Source organism: Flavobacterium frigidimaris (assembly GCF_002217275.1).
GTDB lineage: Bacteria > Bacteroidota > Bacteroidia > Flavobacteriales > Flavobacteriaceae > Flavobacterium > Flavobacterium aquidurense.
Genome location: NZ_MUGV01000038.1, coordinates 47,080 through 67,007, shown reverse-complemented (window position 1 = coordinate 67,007; position 19,928 = coordinate 47,080). Strand labels below are relative to the sequence as shown.

The following is a 19,928-nucleotide window of genomic DNA, read 5'->3' as shown; positions in this document are numbered from 1 at the left end:
AAATTAGCGGCAGAAAAAATAAAAAATCTGCGCTAATCCTTTAATCTGTGGCAAAAACTTAGTACCTTAGAATCTTAGCTTCTCAGAACCTAAAAAGAATTTTATAAAAATTCGAAATAAGCTACTTTTTGTTCAAAAACAAACAATTTGTTACAATTTGTTATTTTTCTACAAAAAATTTGCCGTTACTCAAAAGTGTAATAACTTTGCCCAAAATAGTTTATAAAAATGCAAGCAAAAGATTTACTGCAGTTAGCAGACCAATTTGGAAGTCCATTATATGTTTATGATGCCGAAAAAATCCAATCACAGTACAACAGGTTAACTAAAGCTTTCTCTAAGGTAGAAAACTTGAGAGTTAATTATGCCATGAAGGCATTGTCTAACGTTGCGATTCTTCAGTTATTAAAGAACATGGGGTCTGGGTTAGATACTGTATCAATTCAAGAAGTTTTGTTAGGACTTCATGCTGGCTATGAACCTGAAAAAATCTTTTTTACGCCAAACGGAGTTTCTTTGGAAGAAATTGAAGAAGTTGCCGCAATGGGTGTTCAGATCAATATTGATAATTTATCTATCCTGGAGCAATTCGGGACAAAATATCCTCAAATTCCGGTATGCATCCGTATCAATCCGCACGTAATGGCGGGTGGAAATGCTAATATTTCTGTGGGACATATCGATAGTAAATTCGGAATTTCGGTACATCAAATACCGCACATTTTGCGAATTGTTGAGAATACAAAAATGAGTATTGTTGGAATTCACATGCACACAGGATCTGATATTTTAGATATCGAAGTATTCTTGTATGCTGCTGAAATCTTGTTTGATACGGCAAAACACTTCAAAGATCTTGAATTTTTAGATTTCGGAAGTGGGTTCAAAGTACCTTACAAAAAAGACGATATCGAAACAGACATCGAAGAATTAGGTAAAAAATTATCAAAAAGATTCAATGCTTTCTGTGCAGAATACGGCAGAGATTTAACATTGATTTTTGAACCAGGAAAATTTTTAGTGAGTGAAGCAGGTTTCTTCTTAGCCAAAGTAAATGTTGTAAAACAAACAACTTCAACAGTTTTCGCGGGAGTTGACAGTGGTTTCAACCACTTAATCCGTCCGATGTTTTACGGTTCACAACATTATATTGAAAACATCTCTAACCCTAAAGGAAAAGAGCGTTTTTACTCTGTTGTAGGATACATTTGCGAAACCGATACGTTTGCCAACAACCGTAAAATTTCAGAAATTACAGAAGGTGATATTTTAGCTTTCAGAAATGCCGGAGCATACTGTTTCTCAATGGCTTCGAACTACAATTCAAGATACAAACCAGCAGAAGTTTTATGGAAAGACGGAAAAGGAATTTTAATTCGTCAACACGAAACTTTTGAAGATTTGCTTAAAAATCAAATTCCGTTGCCACAAGAAATTGCTGCAACAGTTTAAAATAAAAAAAAGAGAATATCAATTATTGAAAATCCCGTTTCTTATGAAATGGGATTTTTTTTGTTTAAGATTGTAGAGTTAAACAAATTGATATTTACTATTGCCACTGATTAAGAAAAAAAAACTGGAATATTTTGTGGCTTAGCATTACATATATTAGAGTATGAGCAAAAGTTTAAACACTCATTATTTTATCTCACCTTTGCGCACGAGCGGGACGCTCGCGCTAGCATAAGTTTTTATTATTTCCTTGCACTGCATACACTTCTGAAAAAATAAACCTCTAATATAGCCCCGATGGAAGCGATATCCTTTTGTGTCCGCCGCAGCGGACACAAAAGATTTAGCGGACAGCGGGACGGGTCTTTCTTTTGAAAATGAAAACTTCTGCTACTAAAAATTCATCGCAAAATTTAAAATAAATATATTATTTTAGCTTGCTACAACCCCAAAGCCTAAAACCCAAAACCAATGAAAATTACGATTCCCCTGTCGGCATTATTCCTGTTGCTTACTACAACTTTATTCAGCCAGACTATTGCTGATTTAAAACTAAAAAACAAAGAAATTCCAAAGGCTTACACCTTAAACGACGGTCAGATTTGTGTTACGAATCAGGCTTGTAATTTCTATACTGATATTACAACTTACAGCAACATTATTGGTGTTGTAAAAAGCAAAGAAATTCAAAGTTTCAGAAGTAAAACAGATCGGGGATCTATCATGTATATCGAATTTGAAAACAGATTTAAAGGTGATAAATTTCTGCAGGGATTGTTATGGGGAAAAGATGGTCAGCCAACTGATGAGCATCCGGAAGAGTATCTTGCAAAAGGAAAATTTCTGATCATCTGGAGTTTTCATCCGGATAGCGTTATCAAAGAAAAATCGGAAGCGAAAATAGATGCGCTTTTACAATAAGCAGAATGTATTTTTTAAACTCAGCTTTATTCTTTTAAGTAACTTTGCAAAAAAAAAAATGAAACCACAAATTCGAATCCTAATCTACTCCATACTATTCTTTTTATATCTTTCTTCAACTCCACTTTTATTGACGGTTGGTGAAAAATTAAAAACAGATCCCTTTATAACTTTAGGTTGTGGGTTTGCTTTATTAAATATTGTGTATACTTTCTTCGCTCTAAAATGGTCTGTTTTGCTAAATTTACTGTGCTCCGTTGTAATAGCTGCTTTGGCTTTATTTTTAGCTCTTCAGTTTACTAATTTGCATTTGTTTTTAAATTATGATCCTTATCAGGTAAAGACTGCAATATTGACCAATGCTGTTTTGTCTATTATTTTTTGGGAAATTGTTTATCAGGTAAAAATTAGAACCAATAAAAAAACACTTTAGAAAGGCTAAACTTACTTTTAGAAGCCACTTTGAACGGTATAAAAACTGCTGCAGTAACTTCTAAAAATCAAGCAAAAATAGAGCTAAAAAAACTTCAAAATCTAACCTGCAAATAATGAACAAAATTATAATTCTGCTACTTTTAATTCTTGTTACATTGCCTATAAACGCCCAAAAGGTAAATTTTCCTAAGTATCCAATATATAATGAAGAGTACGGATATGTAGTGCAAGATTTTACTAATACCTATGAGGATCTTGCTAACTTGAAAGACAAAAATCAAATTAAAACCCTGTTACAAAACATATTATTGTTCTATACAAATAAATATCATAAATCTAATACGTCTCATACCAAACTGTATTTTTCAAATGGTAAAGTTCAAAAGAATGTAATTTTTTATGGCATTACAGAAGATACTTTATACGCTGAAAGAGTTTATAGAAACGACACTCTGGTAAACATATTGGAATTTGATAACAACCAGGATTTAGGATACGGCAGTAAATATACTTTTGAAAAAGGTAAACTGGTGAAAACGATAAACAATCATTTAGAGAAAAACAGGAAAAGAAATAACTATTCAAAATACAATAATGGTATCAATACCACGGAATACATTTTTAAAGATAATGCGCTTGTCAAAATAGAAAACATGGAGCAGGCAGCTGGTTATCCGAGAGTAAATGTGGAATATTTATATCATGATAAAGATATTTTGGAGGTTAAATACATCAAACAGTTAAACAGTATTGCTATTCTTTCTTTGAGAAAAATTACAAATGAAGAAGAAAATGTGTTTAATTACAGTTATGCAAGGGTAGAAAATTTATTGGTTGAAAACATAGATTATAATTTTCTAATGGATTATTTGATGAAAAATACTTCCGAAAAAGTTACTAAAAAATTTGATGCTTCCGGGAATCTAATATTTGAAAAGGAAAATAGCTCTATTCAAAAGAAAATCTACCTAAATGATCTCATTAAAGAGATTAAATTTTACGACAACAAAAATATTGAGAGCAATGCGATCAAATATACTTATAATAAACAAAATCAAATTTTAGAGCGTGTTGAAGTTCAAAAAAATGGATCTTTAGATAGAAGAGAGCAAAACACATACAATGCTTTTGGAGATCTTATTACTGAAAAAATTGAGCTTTTAACTGACAATAAACCATTTCACACTTCCATTTATATCTACCAGTATGTTTATGACAAACATAATAACTGGATTGAGAAAAAGAAATTTCTAAGCAAAGAACCAATGACCCTTGTAAAAAGGACTATTGAATATACGAACTAGAAATCAGCTAATAGCGATTGAATACAAGCGGGATAAAACCTTGAAAGCCTTCAAAATATCCCTTTATGTCCGGTATGCGAGACGTAGTGCTATGTCTCTATATAGTTCTTATGAAAAAATAAACTTCTACTCTAGCCCCGATGGGAGTGATATCCTTTTGTGTCCGCCGCGGCAGACACAAAAGATTTAACGGACAGCGGGACGAGGCGTCTTTTGAAAAGAAAAACTGCTGCTCCTTAAAATCCAACACTGAGGTAAAAAGCTAAACACTTGTTAAAAAAAAATTATTCTTTTTGCATTTATAAGTGTTAATTTACTATATTAGTAATACCAAAAAGAATCATTTTGTGAATTCGTGTACTATATTTTAGCTCTAATAATTATTATTTCTGCTGTTGCTATATCAAAAAAGATCAGCAGATTTCTAAAAGCAAATTATGCTACACGACTAAGCAAAAAAGATAAATTCAAAAAAACCTAATTATATAGCAATTCAGTTTATTGAGTCCCCAAATCAAAAGTTAAAAGCCGTTTTAAACCAATAAAAACCATTTAATATGAAATTTGGAGAAATTGTATTTTATTTGATTGTTGCCCTTTTTATAATTAGTTTAGCTTATAAATTCTTCTTCTCAAAAACACAAAAAGAAAAAGAATATGAAAGAAAATTGAAGGAAAGTCTGGCCGACGAATTTATCTATGACCCTGAAACCGGAGCCAAATTAACGTTAGAGCAAGCGGAATCAGGAAATTGGATTGCCCACAATAATCTAAACAGGATTAAGCCCAAAGAAGAACTTGAGCAATATTATAAGGGAAAAGAAAAAGAAATCGAAGAACTTGCCAACTTTTTGAAAAGCAACGGTTATAAGTTTACCAAACTAACCGATTCTCAAATTGAATTTTTGGAGCAAACTAAAATATTATCTAAATATGATGATTGGTCCTATTCCTGTTCTTATAGCTTTAATGAAGGCAAGGATTTTGTCTTTTTCCCTCGCGTTACCTTCAATAACAATCGACATGAAAATGGTTATAGTGAATCGCAAATTATGTTTTGGATTAACGATATGAGCTTAGATGGCCATGTTTATTTAAGAGAAAAGACAAATTTTGAAGCCTTCACAGACATGATACGAAATGATGATTTAATAGAACTGGATCATTTTGAAACTTTCGTTTTTAAGGAATCAACAACTATGATTCCGCTACTAAAAACGCTGCGGTTACTTGACATGCAAAAAGACCTTGAAATTGAAATAATCGAAGACAGCTTATTAATCAAATCTCTGAAATATGTCAATAAAAACGATTATTTGAGAATTGAGGAGACAGTAAAAGGAATCAGATTAGCAGGATAATTATTTCTCACTATTTGACCTTGCTTTGTTCTGTAAAATAAAGATTTTTATCGCCATTTTTATTTATAGAGGCACTGCAGTGCTCCTTCTTTTTTATAATTCTAATTTAAAATTCGTAAATTTAGTACACGACTATTATTGGATAGCGGGATTAAAGTTCTAATTTTTAAAACGAATCTTATGAAAACTAAAAAAATATGGGCCAATTTAGGTGTAGAAGATTTAGCGCGAACAACCGAATTTTACAGCAAATTGGGGTTTAAACCAAATGGTACCAATACAGAACTGACGAGTTTTTGTTTTGGAGATGATGATTTTATAATTCATTTTTTTATAAAAGAAAGATTTAAATGGGCTATAAATGATGAAGTTGCCGATTTAAAGCAGGGCAATGAAATACTATTTTCGCTTTCGGCTGAAAGTATAGATGAAGTGCATCAACGATTGTTGGCAGTTAAAAATGCGGGCGGAAAAATTTTCGCTGAACCTCAAAGCTTTGAAAAAGGTTATTTCTTTGGATTTTCTGATCCGGATGGTCATAAATTTAATGTGTTGTACTGGCCGAAATAAAATCAACTGCACTTTTACTCTAAAAAAAATATCTTAAAAAATCATAAAATTATTTTGCGCAACCAAAAGATTGCCTATATTTGCAACTGATTAGTTGCGTATTTAAATAATTCAAAAAATGAAAAGGGATATCTTTCAGGCCATTGCCGACCCGACACGAAGAGCAATTTTAGTATTGATTGCTACAAATGCATTGACACCAAATGCCATTGCAGAGCAATTTAATACGACGAGACAAGCCGTTTCTAAACACATTAAAATTCTGAATGAATGCGAATTATTAGCCGAGAAAAAAGTCGGAAGAGAAATCTACTACCAACTAAAAATTGATAAAATGAAAGAAATTGACAAATGGCTAGCACAGTTTAAGGAAATTTGGGAAACCCGTTTTAGTCAGTTGGATCAAGTATTAATGAATCTAAAATCTAAAGAAAATGAAATCTAATCTCTTGATGAATTTTACCGTGGACAAAGAAAATAGTACGGTAAATGTAAAACGCGAATTTAATGCCTCTCTTGACCATGTTTGGTCTGCCTGGACAGAACCTGAAAGACTGGACCAATGGTGGGCGCCGGCTCCGTGGAAAGCGAGAACAAAAAGCATGGATTTTAAAGAAGGCGGACGAAGATTATATGCCATGGTTGGTCCGCAAGGCGAAGAGCATTGGGCTATTGCCGATTTTACTTCGATTACGCCAAAATCGAACTTTAAATACCTGGATGCTTTTAGCGACAGCGAAGGCAACCTCAACAAAGATTTTCCGCGTTCTGACTGGAATGTAAATTTCTCTAAGCAAGGTGATGCAACTATTGTGGATATTGCAATTAAACATGAAAACCTTTCTGATCTGGAAAAAATCATCGAAATGGGTTTCAAAGAAGGTTTCACTATTGCAATGGAAGGTTTGGATGCTATTTTTGCCGCAAGAACGAAGTAAATTTTATTTATATTTTATGGAATCCCGTTTCACCTCAAGCGGGATTTTTTTGTTTTGCTATTTAAATTTTACGAGGTAAATTCTGAAATTTATAAAAACTTAAAAGCGTTATATGCGCATTTCTTTCTCCGATTTTTATATTTTAGCATGAAAATTATTTTAGCTCCTGATGAAAAAAACCTACCTGCTTCTTTATTTCCTTTTCTTCGTGTTTCATTTTAGTTTTGGACAAGCCCCTCCTCCTCCTCCTCCTCCAAACCCTAAAGATTTAAAAAAAGAAATGATTAGTGGTGAACCTGATCAAAACTCTTCGAAAGGAAAAACTAAAAAAAATATCCAAAAGACAGAAAGTATTAGTCCAATTGAAATTGTTGAAAGCAAACCTGAAAAAAAACCTGTACCTCATTCTGTTCCAAAATTCCCAGTAGCGTTAGAAGAATCAACTAATAAAAATTCTATCTATTACTTCAAAAATATTGAAGAAAGAATAACAAAATTTGATACATTAATTTCCGAAGAACAATTAATAAGTTTAACGAAATACAAAATACATTCGAATACAATAAACCCAACTTATCTGGATAGTTTGGCTACTAAAGTTTATAAACTAAATGAAGAAAAAAAATATACTGAAGCTATTGAACTAGCCAAAGCTATATTGATACAAAGCCCGAATAATCTAACCGGACATAAGGAAATTAGTTATGCCTACAAACATAGCGGTAATACTGATTTGGAGAATAAACATTTTGCAATGATGGTTAAAATAATTAAATCGATACTAAAATACAGCGATGGAAGTATTGAAAATCCTTATATTTTGAATAACTTTTTTGAAGGGAAATCACTGTACGAAGCAAAATTTGGCTGTTTTCCAGATACATCACTAGTTTTAACCACTGACAAAAGACTTTTAGGTACTTTTCGATGCTTTCATATTAATACACTTGCCGATTTAACGCATTGGTTACCGCTCTTAAAAAAAGGAGATTATAATATTCAAAAATAATTGATCCGCACAAAAGGAAAATGATAATTAACCAAACTATGAAATTAAACTTCTATTTATTTATTGTTACTTCTCTCTTATTTGCTAGTTGTAAAAATAAACCGGCACAAACTTCAGTTGACAATTATGAAAAAATTCTTACTGAACGTGAAAACTCGGCTGCCGAAGCTCAAACAAATGTTACTGGAGATTTACAAAAAACAATAGCGTTTGAAGTAAAAGCAGACGTCAAAGATTTTGCTGACGGCATTCAACCATGGGCAAGTGTTGAAAAGCCTGAAAAAGATTTACCAAACCTTGTTGATAAAACTGAAACTGTAATTCTGGATCAAAATATAACTATTATTATTGATTATCCATTACTGAATAAATACCAATTTGATTTGAAATCACAAAACGGATTTAACAGAGAAACCCTTCTAACTGAAATTAGTAAACACTACTATAAACTTTATGCCGAAGAAGAAAAAACAGCAACGGTAAAAACTATTCCGATGGAAAAAAGAACAATGTATAACCGCAATGAAACAAATGGAAAATACAGAATTTGGGGGCATGATATTGCTGATTTAGTTCTCACTGAAATTCAGGTTTACAAAACTAAAAACGGAAAGACAATCCTGACACTAGGGATTGATTCGTAAAAAAAATAATTAAAAAAATATGATCAAAAAACTACTTCCATTTGAAAAATTAGTTTATCAATCAACATTAAGTAAAGAAGAACTTATAAATCATCTTCAAAATGAAATAGAAGCTGAGAAATCTTTTGGTTTTGGAGTTCAAAAATCTTCCTATTCAAAACCTTATATTGGAAAAACAAATTCAAATCGATTTGAAATTAAAAGAGTAGTTAATTACAGAAACTCATTTTTACCTGTAATTAAAGGGCAAATTAAGGATGGAATAAACGGAGCAAAAATCAATGTCAAAATGGGGTTGGTTGATTTTGTAAAAGTGTTTATGATTCTTTGGCTAGGTGCTGTTTCTCTTGGTTGCGCAGGAGCAATATACAGTTTATTTTTTACAGATACTGCCAATTCAGAAGCTGGTTTTTTTATGTTTATTCCTTTTGCAATGCTATTATTTGGACTTGCAATGGTTTATTTTGGATTTAAAACTGAAAGTAAAAAAAGTATAAAAGATTTAGAAGGAATTTTACACGCGAAAGTTATTGAAGAATAAAAATACTTTTAATAAACCAATATAAACTGTCAAAACAAAACCCACTAACCATGACCAAAAAAATCCTTTTCTCAATTCTAATAATTAGCTTTTTGTCCTTTTCAAGTGAAGATAAAACAGTTGAATTAAGTTATCCTAAAAATGAAGCTGCAACCATTATTATGAAAACCAATCTCTTTGATAAATTTGAAAAAGAATGGCGTGGCGAAGACTATTATTATTTATGCGAAAAAGGAGAAAGTAAAATCATTTGTTCTGTCCTTTTTTACAAACTTAATAAGGATGAACAAAAAATGATGGTGGACTCTTTTGATCCGGAAGGAAAAACTACAAGTCCGATAATTCCTTTTACTTACTTTATGAATTCTAACTTAGCAAAATATGAAAAAAACTTTGCGAAGTGGGGCGAACCAACTGATGATTTCATGTTCAAACAAACTGATATTCCTGAATTTGAAGGACAGAAAGTAAACCAAAAAAACATGTACGCTTATTGCATGTTCGGCAAGGATTTATTTGTGAACATTCACCTTTCAAAAATTAACTGTACAAAACAAGATTCGATTGTAATGCGAAAAGTCTTAAACGATTTGAAAAAGAAAAAATAATTTTCAGCAACACACGAGGTTCATCAATGAAAAATAGAAAAGCAATAACCCTAATTTTTATAATTCTTTTGTTATTAATAGCGTTCTTCATTTTGGACAATTTTGTAGGGAAGCTGTTTGACTTGCATCCGTCGTAATCAACTACTTTATTTTTTAATCCTTATTTTTATATTTCAAAATTTACTTTAATTTTAATTTTGAAAAACGTTACAATGATAATTTCAGAAGAAACTAAACTAGACAATCCGGTGTGGTATTCCTTATCCGAAAACCATCAGCAATTTGCAATTGATTATGGCAATACTAAATTCTATAATCCAAATTATGGCCCGTTTGGAGGTTTTATAGCTTTAGAAAATACTGCAATGGCAACGCAGAAATATTCCGCCTTGATTGATAATTACTTTGTTGTTGGGGAAAAACCTGAAATCGCCCCTAATCTAAAAATTGCAAAAGAACTGGTTTGCCTTCAAATGGTTATTAACGAAAAAATTCAGCTTCCTATTGATATTGAAATCGTGAAATTAACGACCGATCATAACGAAATTTTATGCGATCTGGTTAATTTGGTTCAACCAGGATATTTTAAAAATAAAACCATTTTACTCGGCGATTATTACGGAATTTTCAAAGATAATCAGCTGATTGCCGTTACCGGAGAGCGGATGAAAATGAATACTTTTACTGAACTAAGCGCGATAATTACACATCCTGATTATACAGGAAAAGGCTATGCTAAGCAACTCATTACCCATGTTGTAAATACCATATTTGATCAGGCTAAAGTTCCATTTTTGCACGTTGCAGAAACGAATCTTGGTGCTATCGCCTTATATCAAAAGCTAGGTTTTACAACCAGACGCAAAATGAGTTTTTGGAACATTACAAAATAACATCCTGAACTCCATTTTTTAAGCAAGGAAACAGAGTTAAAAAATATTTTTATCTTTGCAACCACAAACTAATTAGAAAATTCCATGTGAAATAAAATTTCTTTCAGACAATTATAAAAGCAGCTGCAAAACAGTTTGCTTATTTGTTAATTCCCAAAAGAAAGAAGTTATGCTTATTTTACAAAATATATCCTATTTACATACGAATAGAGATTTGCTATTCGACAAAATTACTTTTACTGCGAATCAGCAGGAAAAAATTGCCTTAATTGGAAATAATGGTGTTGGAAAATCGACACTTTTAAAAATCATTGCCGGTGAATTGCAAGCTTCAGAAGGATTGCTTAGAACCGATGCAAAACCTTATTATGTCCCGCAGATTTTCGGGCAATTCAATCATTTTACCCTTGCCGAGGCGTTACAAGTGGATAACAAACTCAATGCACTTAAAGAGATTCTGAATGGAAATGTAACCGAGGAAAATCTGGAAATCTTAAACGATGACTGGACTATTGAGGATCGTTGCAATGAAGCACTAGAATATTGGCAATTAACCGATTTAGATCTAACACAAAAACTGGAAAATTTAAGTGGCGGACAAAAAACAAAAGTTTTCCTTGCCGGAATTTCGATTCACCAGCCTGAACTTATTTTATTGGATGAACCGAGCAATCATTTGGATTTGACTGCCAGAAAATTGCTTTATCATTTCATTCAAAATACGTCGGGTACTGTGATTATCGTTAGTCATGACCGCAAGTTATTGAATCTTTTGAATACGGTTTATGAATTAAATAAACATGGTATTACGGTTTATGGCGGAAATTATGATTTTTATGCAGAGCAAAAACAAATAGAAAACAACGCTTTACAACAGGACATTCATAGCAAAGAGAAAGCGTTGCGTAAAGCTAAAGAAAAAGAACGTGATACGCTGGAACGTCAGCAAAAACTGGACGCTCGCGGAAAAAAGAAACAGGAAAAAGCCGGCGTATCCCGAATCATGATGAACACTTTGCGGAATAATGCTGAAAACAGCACTTCGAAAACCAAGAGCATTCATGCAGAAAAAATTGGTGGTATCTCACAGGAATTACAAGGACTACGTTCTGGTTTACCTGATATTGATAAAATGAAATTTGGTTTTGATAGTACCGAACTACACAAAGGCAAAATACTTTTTACGGCTACTGATTTAAATTACGGCTATGGAGAAAAATTGCTTTGGAAGGAGAATCTAAACTTTGAAATTCTGAGTGGTGAGCGCCTTGTTTTAAAAGGATCCAATGGTTCCGGAAAAACAACTTTAATTAAAATCATTACAGGAAAAGTAGTCCCGACACAGGGAAGTATGTATAAAGCTAACGCTAAAATTGTATATATCGATCAGGATTATTCTTTAATCGAAAATGACTTAACGGTTTATGATCAGGCTCAAAAATTCAATGGTTCCGGTTTACAGGAGCATGACATTAGGATGCGGCTGAATCGGTTTTTGTTTTCACAAAATGAATTAGAAAAACCTTGCAGTGCTTTGAGTGGCGGCGAAAAAATGCGTTTGATGCTTTGTTGTCTGACGATAAACAATCAGGCACCGGATATTATTATTCTGGATGAACCTACGAATAATTTAGATATTCAAAATATTGAGATTCTTACGGCGGCTGTTAATGAATATGAGGGTACTTTGATTGTGGTCTCGCATGATGAAGCTTTCTTGGAGCAAATTAATATTGAGCGTTGTGTTGAACTTGCCTAACCGCTGATTTAACCACAAGGGTCGCAAGGATTTTACGCAAGGTTCGCTAAGCTTTATGCATAAATTAATCTCGCAATCCCGATAGCTATCGGGAGCAGAGTCGCAAAGTTTTCTTTTTTAAGCTTTTTTTACTTATTCTAAAAACTAAACCTCTTATTTAGCCCCGATGGGAGCGATATCCTTTTGTGCCGGTCCCGAGGCTTCGGGAGGCACAAAAGATATAGTGGACAGCGGGACTAGAGGTCTTTTGAAAATGAATAATGTGCTCTTTATTTTAATTCACAATTTATAATTCACAATTCACAATTCTACCCCAGCCATCCATCGCGATCGAGGCTTCTGTATTGAATGGCTTCGGCTATGTGTTGGGAGATTACTGTTGGCGAGGCATCTAAGTCGGCTATGGTTCTGGCTACTTTTAGGATTCTGTCGTAGGCTCTGGCGGAGAGGTTTAATCTTTCCATAGCCGTTTTTAATAACTCTTTTGATTGCTCGTCGAGTGCACAATATTCGCGAATTAATTTACTGCTCATCTGTGCATTGTAATGTATGTTTTCAACTTCTTCAAATCGTTTGGTCTGAATTTCTCTGGCGGCGGTAACACGTTTTCTGATTTCGACACTGCTTTCGGCTTTTCTGTCATCGGCGAGTTTCTCAAACGGAACCGGTGTTACTTCAATATGAATGTCGATTCGGTCTAATAAGGGTCCGGAAATTTTGCTCAGATAACGTTGCATTTCGTGTGGCGAAGAAGTATTGGGCATACTCGGATCGTTGAAAAAACCACTCGGACTCGGGTTCATACTTGCTACCAGCATAAACGACGACGGATAAGTAACCGTGAATTTAGCTCGCGAAATCGTTACTTCACGATCTTCCAACGGCTGGCGCATTACTTCCAAAACATCGCGTTTGAATTCCGGTAATTCGTCTAAAAACAAAACGCCATTGTGTGCCATCGAGATTTCGCCCGGTTGCGGATAACTTCCACCGCCAACTAAGGCTACATTCGAAATAGTATGGTGTGGACTTCTAAAAGGTCTTTGATTCATCAACCCAACTTCTTTCAGTTTTCCGGCAACGCTATGAATTTTAGTTGTTTCTAATGCTTCACGCAAGGTCATAGGTGGTAAAATACTCGGAACTCTTTTGGCTAACATGGTTTTTCCTGCTCCCGGCGGACCAATCAGAATAATATTATGTCCTCCGGCAGCGGCGATTTCCATACAACGTTTTATACTTTCCTGCCCGCGAACATCAGAAAAATCAAATTCGGGGAAATCCAAGGTTTTATAAAATTCGGCTCTTGTGTCGATAATGGTGGGTTTTAAATCTCCTTTTCCTTTAAAAAAGTTAATTACTTCCTGTAAATTGGTAACGCCGTAAACATCCAGACCAGTCACTATTGCGGCTTCTTTGACATTCTGAATTGGGAGAAAAAAGCCTTTGTATCCTTCTTCTTTTGCTTTTATCGCAATTGGTAATGCACCGCGAATAGGCTGTAAACTTCCATCAAGAGAAAGCTCACCCATTATAATATATTGTTCGATTTCGGGTGCTTTAATCTGATCGGAACCTACTAATATTCCCATTGCCAACGGTAAATCGTAAGCAGAACCTTCTTTTCGAAGGTCGGCGGGCGCCATATTGATGGTTATTCTTTTTCCCGGTAAATATAATCCGTTGTTTTTAAGGGCAGCTGCAATCCTGAAACTGCTTTCCTTAATAGCACTATCCGGCAAACCAACTAAGTGTAAACCAATACCTTTGTCCATATGAACTTCGATGGTAATGGTGGTTGCTTCGACTCCAAAAACGGCACTTCCGTAAACTTTTACTAACATAATTTCAATTTCATTAAATGTTTTTAAATCTAATGAAAATAATTATATTGTAACTATTTTACTACAAAAAAATATATTTCTAAAAAGGCAACTTAATCTGAACCTTAATCTCCTCCACAATCTTACTCAAATCCAAACTATTCTGATGCGACCATAACTCACTTTCAATCTGATTGTTTCGAATACAATTATGACACTCAATTGCTTCATGCGCATATCCTTTTCCAAGATTTGGCAAATTAAAAACTTCCTCCTTATTATCTTTTACAATCGAATATCCATCGGCCACATACCACGGAGCGTTCAATTGAATATGTCCTTTTGTTCCTCCGATCACTGCTTTCATGTCTGATTCAGAATTTATTGAAGCATTTAAAATAGCCTGTGCTTTTTCATAATGTAAAATCATAGAAGTCTGCAAATCAATTCCGTTTTTGCTATAGATTGATTTCGCTATAATTTCTTTCGGAATTCCGAACATGATATAGGATAGAAATAACGGATAAACACCAATATCATAAAGTGCTCCTCCTCCTAATGTTTTATCAAAAAGTCTTCCCCCTGCTGCTTCATCGGCATAAAAATTAAAATCGGCTTTTAGAGAGTTTACGTCGCCAATTATTCCCTGATTTACTTTTTCTACAACTTCTTTTACAGACGGAAGAAAACGCGTCCAAAAGGCTTCCATAAAAAACTTATTATACTTTTTTGAAGCCTCAATCATTCTAACAGCATCTGTATACGAAAGCGCCATTGGCTTCTCGCACAAAACATGTTTTCCGTTTTCTAAAGCTTTGATGGATAATTCGGCATGGGAATCGTGAGGCGTTGCGATATAAACAATATCAACCTGATCGTCGGCTAAAAGTGCTTCATATGAATTATATGCTTTTTGGCAGTTGTATTGTTTCGCAAATTCATTTGCTTTATCCAAATTTCTGGAAGCAACAGCGATCAAATTAGCTTCTTCTATCAATACTAAATCAGCAGCAAATTGATTGGCTATATTTCCCAAACCAATAATTCCCCAATTTATTTTATCCTTATTTTTCATAATGTCCTATTTACACTTCTAATCAAAAGGTTAACTAGCAAGCTTACGAAAATAGAGAAAAAAAGATTATCAAAAACAAATCGGTTATAACATATATTTCATATTTTTAGCAAAAATTTACCAAATTACATATGAAAAAAGCCCTACTTCTACTCTTTTTGAGTGTTTTTTTAACAAAAACGTATGCTCAAGATTACTTCCCTGTTAATGAAAGTGTGCACAACAAAAACAAGAACTTTACTGTTTTTACGAATGCCACTATTTATGTTACGCCAACTCAAAAAATCGAAAAAGGAACTTTACTGATCCAGGACGGTAAAGTTATTGCGGTTGGAAATACTGTTTCAATTCCGAAAAATGCTATTACAATAGATTTAGCCGGAAAAACAATTTACCCTTCTTTTATTGATATTTATACGAGTTTTGGAATTGAAAAACCAAAAGGAAATTTCACTCCGGGTCGTAACCGTAACCCGTTGTACGATACTAAAAGAGTTGGTTACTACTGGAATGAAAGCGTTCGTCCGGAAATCAACGTTTACGAAACTTTTAAATACGACCAACCAAAAGCTGATGAATTACTGAAAGCTGGTTTTGGTGTTGTTGGAACTCACGTTGCTGACGGAATTGCACAAGGAACCGGAGCTTTGGTTGCCCTGAACAATGAAGACAACAGCAAACAAATTATCGCAAATAAATTAACCAATCATTTATCTTTCTCAAAAAGTGCCCTTACCAATCAGGCTTATCCAAGCTCTTTAATGGGATCAATGGCATTGATACGCCAAATGTATCTGGATTTAGACTGGTACAAAAAAGGCAATTCTGAAACCAAAGATTTATCATTAGAAGCTTTAGCAAACAATGAAAAACTGGTTCAGATATTTACTTCTGAAGATAAATTAAACAGTTTGAGAGCGGCCAAAATTGCAAAAGAATTTGGTTTAACTTACGTTCTAAAAGGAAGCGGAAATGAATTTGAAAGAATTGAGGAAATTAAAGCTACCAATGCTAAATTCATTATTCCGATCAGTTTCCCGGAAGCTTACGATGTTTCAAATCCATATTTATCCAACCAAATTGAATTGGCTGATATGCGTTTCTGGAACCAGGCACCAACAAACCTAAAAGTGCTTTCAGACAACGGAGTGGTATTTGCCCTTACGACAGACAAATTAAAAAAGATTGAAGATTTCAAACCAAATCTACTAAAAGCTATAAAATTAGGTTTTGATAAAATGAAAGCTTTAGAAGCCCTGACTACAGTTCCGGCTGCTATTTTAGGAAAAAGCGATGAAATAGGTAGTTTGAAAGTGGGTACTTATGCTAACTTTATCATTACTTCAGGAGAAGTTTTTGACGAGAAAACAGTTCTGTATGAAAACTGGGTTCAGGGATCTAAATTTATTGTAAATGATCTTAGTGCTAAAGATATCCGTGGAAATTATGACTTAACAGTTGGAAAAGATGTTTACAAATGGAAAATCGACGGAACGGCTGATGCTCAAAAATCAGAGGTAACTACTGTTGATGCCAAAAAGGTAAAAAGCACTTTTTCTATTGCTAAAAACTGGATTTCATTGGTAATCAAACCTGCAGATACTATTAAATCGAACTACACCCGTTTAAGCGGCTTTATTGAAAAAACAGCTGCTTTATCTGGAAAAGCGGTTTTATCAAACGGAGACGAATTGGTTTGGACTGCTGTAAAAACGAGTCCGTTTGTTATGGCAAAAGATTCTTCTAAAGTAGAAAAACCAAATCCTATTATGCCTGTAACATATCCAAACGTTGCTTTTGGTGATACTAAAAAACAAACGGCCCAAACCTTATTGTTTAAAAATGCTACGGTTTGGACGAATGAAAAAGACGGAATCCTAACAGAAACTGACGTTTTAATTAAAAACGGAAAAATCGCTGCTGTTGGTAAAAATCTTGCTGATGCCGGCGCGACCGTTATTGATGCTAAAGGAAAACACATTACCAGCGGAATCATCGATGAGCATTCGCATATCGCGATTTCTAAAGGGGTAAACGAAAGCGGTCACAACTCAACTGCAGAAGTTACGATTCAGGATGTTGTCAACTCTGAAGACATTAATATCTATAGAGATTTAGCGGGAGGTGTAACTATTTCACAATTATTGCACGGATCTGCGAATCCAATTGGGGGTCGTTCTGCGATTGTAAAATGGAAATGGGGTTCTTCAGCAGATGAAATGTTATACAAAAACCAACCTAAATTCATCAAATTTGCTTTAGGTGAAAACGTAAAGCAAGCGAATTGGGGAATTGACAATCCAACTCGTTTTCCACAAACCAGAATGGGAGTTGAACAGGTTTTTACAGATTATTTTCAATTGGCAAAAGAATATGATGAAAGCTGGAAAAAATTCAACGCTGGTTCTAAAAAAGGAAAAGCACCAAGAGTAGATTTAGAATTGCAAACGCTTGCTGAAATTTTAAACAAAGAGCGTTTCATTACGTGTCACTCTTATGTAGAGTCTGAAATTTTGATGTTGATGAATGTTGCCGAGAAATTCAATTTCAGAGTAAATACATTCACACACATTTTAGAAGGTTATAAGGTAGCAGACAAAATGAAAGAACACGGAGTTGGAGCTTCAACTTTCTCTGACTGGTGGGCTTATAAATTTGAGGTGAATGATGCCATTCCGTATAACGGACCAATTATGCATAACGCAGGATTAGTGGTTGCTTATAACTCTGATGATGCTGAAATGTCACGCAGATTAAACCAGGAAGCTGCAAAAGCAGTGAAATACGGAAATATTTCTGAAGAAGATGCCTGGAAATTTGTAACCTTAAACCCTGCAAAACTTTTACATATTGATGATAAAGTAGGAAGTTTAAAAGTAGGTAAAGATGCTGATGTTGTACTTTGGAGCGAAAACCCGCTTTCTATTTATGCTAAAGCTGAGAAAACAATCATTGAAGGTGTTGTTTATTTTGATATCGAAAAAGATGCTCAGAAACAATTGGCCATTACTAAAGAAAGAAGTGAATTGATTGGACAGATGTTGCAGGAAAAAAATAAAGGAAACGGAACGCAACAACCAACCAGAAAAGAGAAGAAAGAATATCACTGTGATACTTTAGAACAGTTATAAGAACTTTAGAAAATTCATAATGATAAAAAAAGACAACATGATAAATAGAAACATATATAAATTGCTGCTCGTATTTTGTGCTTCTGTGCAAATAAATGCACAGCAAATCCCGGCGCCAAAACAAAGCAAATCGGTTTTGATTTTAAACGCCACGGCCCACTTAGGTAACGGAAAAGTGATTCAGAACAGTGCTATTGGGTTTAAAGATGGGAAACTAACATTAGTAGCCGATGCCACAACGATCAGGCTTGCTACTGGCGCTTATGACACCACTATTGATGCTACAGGAAAACATGTTTATCCTGGATTCATCGCTGCAAACTCGACTTTAGGTTTAGTAGAAATTGATGCTGTGAAATCATCTGATGATGAAGAAGAAATCGGAACATTTAATCCGAATGTGAGAAGTATTATTGCTTATAATTCAGAATCTAAAGTAGTAGAAACGGTGCGTCCAAACGGTGTTTTAATCGCTCAGGTTACGCCACGTGGAGGGAGAATTTCAGGAACGTCATCAGTAGTGCAATTAGATGCATGGAGCTGGAAAGATGCTATTTTGAAAGAAAATGACGGAATTCATCTTAATTTCCCATCCGGTTTTAAAAGATCAGGATCATGGTTTGAACCTGGCGTTATTGAAGCCAATAAAGATTATGCAAAACAGGTTGAGGAAATAAATGCCTTCCTGATTAATTCAAAAGCTTACAATCAAACGGCGACCAAAGAAAGAAACATTGTCTTAGAAGCTACAAAAGGTTTGTTTGACGGAACACAAACGCTTTATATTCATGCTGACGAGGAGAAGCAAATTGTAGACGCTATCGAGCTTGCGGAAAATCATGGAATCAAAAAAATTGTTATTGTTGGTGGATTTGAAGCTTATAAATCGGCTGAAGTTTTACAAAAATACAATGTTGGTGTATTATTAAGACGTGTTCACGACATGCCAACAAGCGACGACCAGGATGTAAATTTACCATACAAAATGGCAAAAATATTAACGGATAAAGGTATTGTGGTTGGACTTGAAAACAGTGGAGATCACGAACGTATGAGTGTTAGAAACCTTCCGTTCTTAGCTGGAACCTGTGCTGCCTTTGGTTTAGACAAAGAAGTAGCAGTACAACTGATTACTTTAAATACGGCTAAACTATTGGGCATTGAGGCAAGTTGCGGAACTTTAGAATCAGGTAAAGATGCAACACTCTTTATTTCTGAAGGAGATGCCTTAGATATGAGAACAAATAAACTAACAACGGCTTTCATTCAGGGAAGAACTATTAATCTGGAAACTTTTCAAAGCAAGCTGAACGACAAATTCAAAGCAAAGTACGGACAGAAATAGTCTAAAATCATTTTATTAAAAAGGCATCACTTGAAATTTTCATTTGATGCCTTTTTTATTTAAAAATGAAGCAATTTTACTATTTTTATAAATATTTAACCATAATTAGTCTTAAAATT

Annotated in this window: 18 protein-coding genes; 16 read left to right on the top strand and 2 right to left on the bottom strand. The window is 34.1% G+C overall.

What is annotated here, in order from left to right; translation table 11 throughout:
- The first annotated feature begins 228 nt into the window (after window positions 1-228).
- The 14 genes from lysA (at window position 229) to abc-f (ending at window position 12,435) form a co-directional block, all read left to right on the top strand.
- Window positions 229-1,452 carry a diaminopimelate decarboxylase gene (lysA, locus tag B0A65_RS19365; RefSeq protein ID WP_074656351.1) on the top strand — a complete coding sequence of 408 codons (1,224 nt, stop codon included), beginning with the start codon at window positions 229-231 and terminating at the stop codon, window positions 1,450-1,452.
- A gap of 471 nt (window positions 1,453-1,923) precedes the next feature.
- Complete coding sequence (locus B0A65_RS19360; RefSeq protein WP_074656349.1) at window positions 1,924-2,373, top strand: hypothetical protein; 450 nt, start codon at window positions 1,924-1,926, stop codon at window positions 2,371-2,373.
- 58 nt (window positions 2,374-2,431) lie between these two features.
- A complete protein-coding gene (locus tag B0A65_RS19355) occupies window positions 2,432-2,806 on the top strand; it encodes a hypothetical protein (protein ID WP_074658249.1) in 375 nt (124 codons plus the stop codon).
- A gap of 115 nt (window positions 2,807-2,921) precedes the next feature.
- Window positions 2,922-4,112, top strand: a complete 1,191-nt coding sequence (locus B0A65_RS19350) for a hypothetical protein (RefSeq protein ID WP_074656346.1) — start codon at window positions 2,922-2,924, stop codon at window positions 4,110-4,112.
- A gap of 557 nt (window positions 4,113-4,669) precedes the next feature.
- A complete protein-coding gene (locus tag B0A65_RS19345) occupies window positions 4,670-5,473 on the top strand; it encodes a hypothetical protein (RefSeq protein ID WP_074656344.1) in 804 nt (267 codons plus the stop codon).
- Between the two features lie 180 nt (window positions 5,474-5,653).
- Window positions 5,654-6,043 carry a VOC family protein gene (locus tag B0A65_RS19340; protein ID WP_074656342.1) on the top strand — a complete coding sequence of 130 codons (390 nt, stop codon included), beginning with the start codon at window positions 5,654-5,656 and terminating at the stop codon, window positions 6,041-6,043.
- 118 nt (window positions 6,044-6,161) lie between these two features.
- A complete protein-coding gene (locus tag B0A65_RS19335; RefSeq protein WP_074656339.1) occupies window positions 6,162-6,488 on the top strand; it encodes an ArsR/SmtB family transcription factor in 327 nt (108 codons plus the stop codon).
- On the top strand, window positions 6,478-6,981 hold the full coding sequence (locus B0A65_RS19330; protein ID WP_074656337.1) for an SRPBCC family protein: 504 nt from the start codon (window positions 6,478-6,480) through the stop codon (window positions 6,979-6,981). The genes B0A65_RS19335 and B0A65_RS19330 overlap by 11 nt, the downstream gene beginning before the upstream one ends.
- A gap of 169 nt (window positions 6,982-7,150) precedes the next feature.
- Window positions 7,151-7,990: a DUF4919 domain-containing protein gene (locus B0A65_RS19325; protein WP_074656335.1), complete on the top strand. Its 840-nt coding sequence runs from the start codon at window positions 7,151-7,153 to the stop codon at window positions 7,988-7,990.
- Window positions 7,991-8,028: 38 nt separating this feature from the next.
- Window positions 8,029-8,634, top strand: coding sequence for a hypothetical protein (locus B0A65_RS19320; protein ID WP_074656332.1), 606 nt, complete (start codon window positions 8,029-8,031; stop codon window positions 8,632-8,634).
- Window positions 8,635-8,653: 19 nt separating this feature from the next.
- Window positions 8,654-9,175, top strand: coding sequence for a hypothetical protein (locus B0A65_RS19315; RefSeq protein ID WP_074656330.1), 522 nt, complete (start codon window positions 8,654-8,656; stop codon window positions 9,173-9,175).
- A gap of 50 nt (window positions 9,176-9,225) precedes the next feature.
- On the top strand, window positions 9,226-9,783 hold the full coding sequence (locus B0A65_RS19310) for a hypothetical protein (RefSeq protein ID WP_123890386.1): 558 nt from the start codon (window positions 9,226-9,228) through the stop codon (window positions 9,781-9,783).
- A 212-nt stretch (window positions 9,784-9,995) separates the two neighbouring features.
- Window positions 9,996-10,676 carry a GNAT family N-acetyltransferase gene (locus B0A65_RS19305; RefSeq protein WP_074656326.1) on the top strand — a complete coding sequence of 227 codons (681 nt, stop codon included), beginning with the start codon at window positions 9,996-9,998 and terminating at the stop codon, window positions 10,674-10,676.
- 169 nt (window positions 10,677-10,845) lie between these two features.
- A complete protein-coding gene (gene abc-f / locus B0A65_RS19300; RefSeq protein ID WP_074656325.1) occupies window positions 10,846-12,435 on the top strand; it encodes a ribosomal protection-like ABC-F family protein in 1,590 nt (529 codons plus the stop codon).
- Between the two features lie 308 nt (window positions 12,436-12,743).
- Here the strand turns inward: abc-f and B0A65_RS19295 are convergent, their stop codons facing one another.
- The gene (locus B0A65_RS19295; RefSeq protein ID WP_074656322.1) at window positions 12,744-14,279 is read right to left on the bottom strand and encodes a YifB family Mg chelatase-like AAA ATPase; all 1,536 of its coding nucleotides are present in this window, start codon (window positions 14,277-14,279) and stop codon (window positions 12,744-12,746) included.
- A gap of 79 nt (window positions 14,280-14,358) precedes the next feature.
- A complete protein-coding gene (locus B0A65_RS19290; RefSeq protein WP_074656320.1) occupies window positions 14,359-15,333 on the bottom strand; it encodes a Gfo/Idh/MocA family protein in 975 nt (324 codons plus the stop codon).
- 131 nt (window positions 15,334-15,464) lie between these two features.
- Here B0A65_RS19290 and B0A65_RS19285 point away from each other — a divergent pair, with 131 nt between their 5' ends.
- The gene (locus B0A65_RS19285; protein WP_074656319.1) at window positions 15,465-18,464 is read left to right on the top strand and encodes an amidohydrolase family protein; all 3,000 of its coding nucleotides are present in this window, start codon (window positions 15,465-15,467) and stop codon (window positions 18,462-18,464) included.
- A 37-nt stretch (window positions 18,465-18,501) separates the two neighbouring features.
- On the top strand, window positions 18,502-19,809 hold the full coding sequence (locus B0A65_RS19280) for an amidohydrolase family protein (protein WP_074658247.1): 1,308 nt from the start codon (window positions 18,502-18,504) through the stop codon (window positions 19,807-19,809).
- Window positions 19,810-19,928 lie beyond the last annotated feature (119 nt).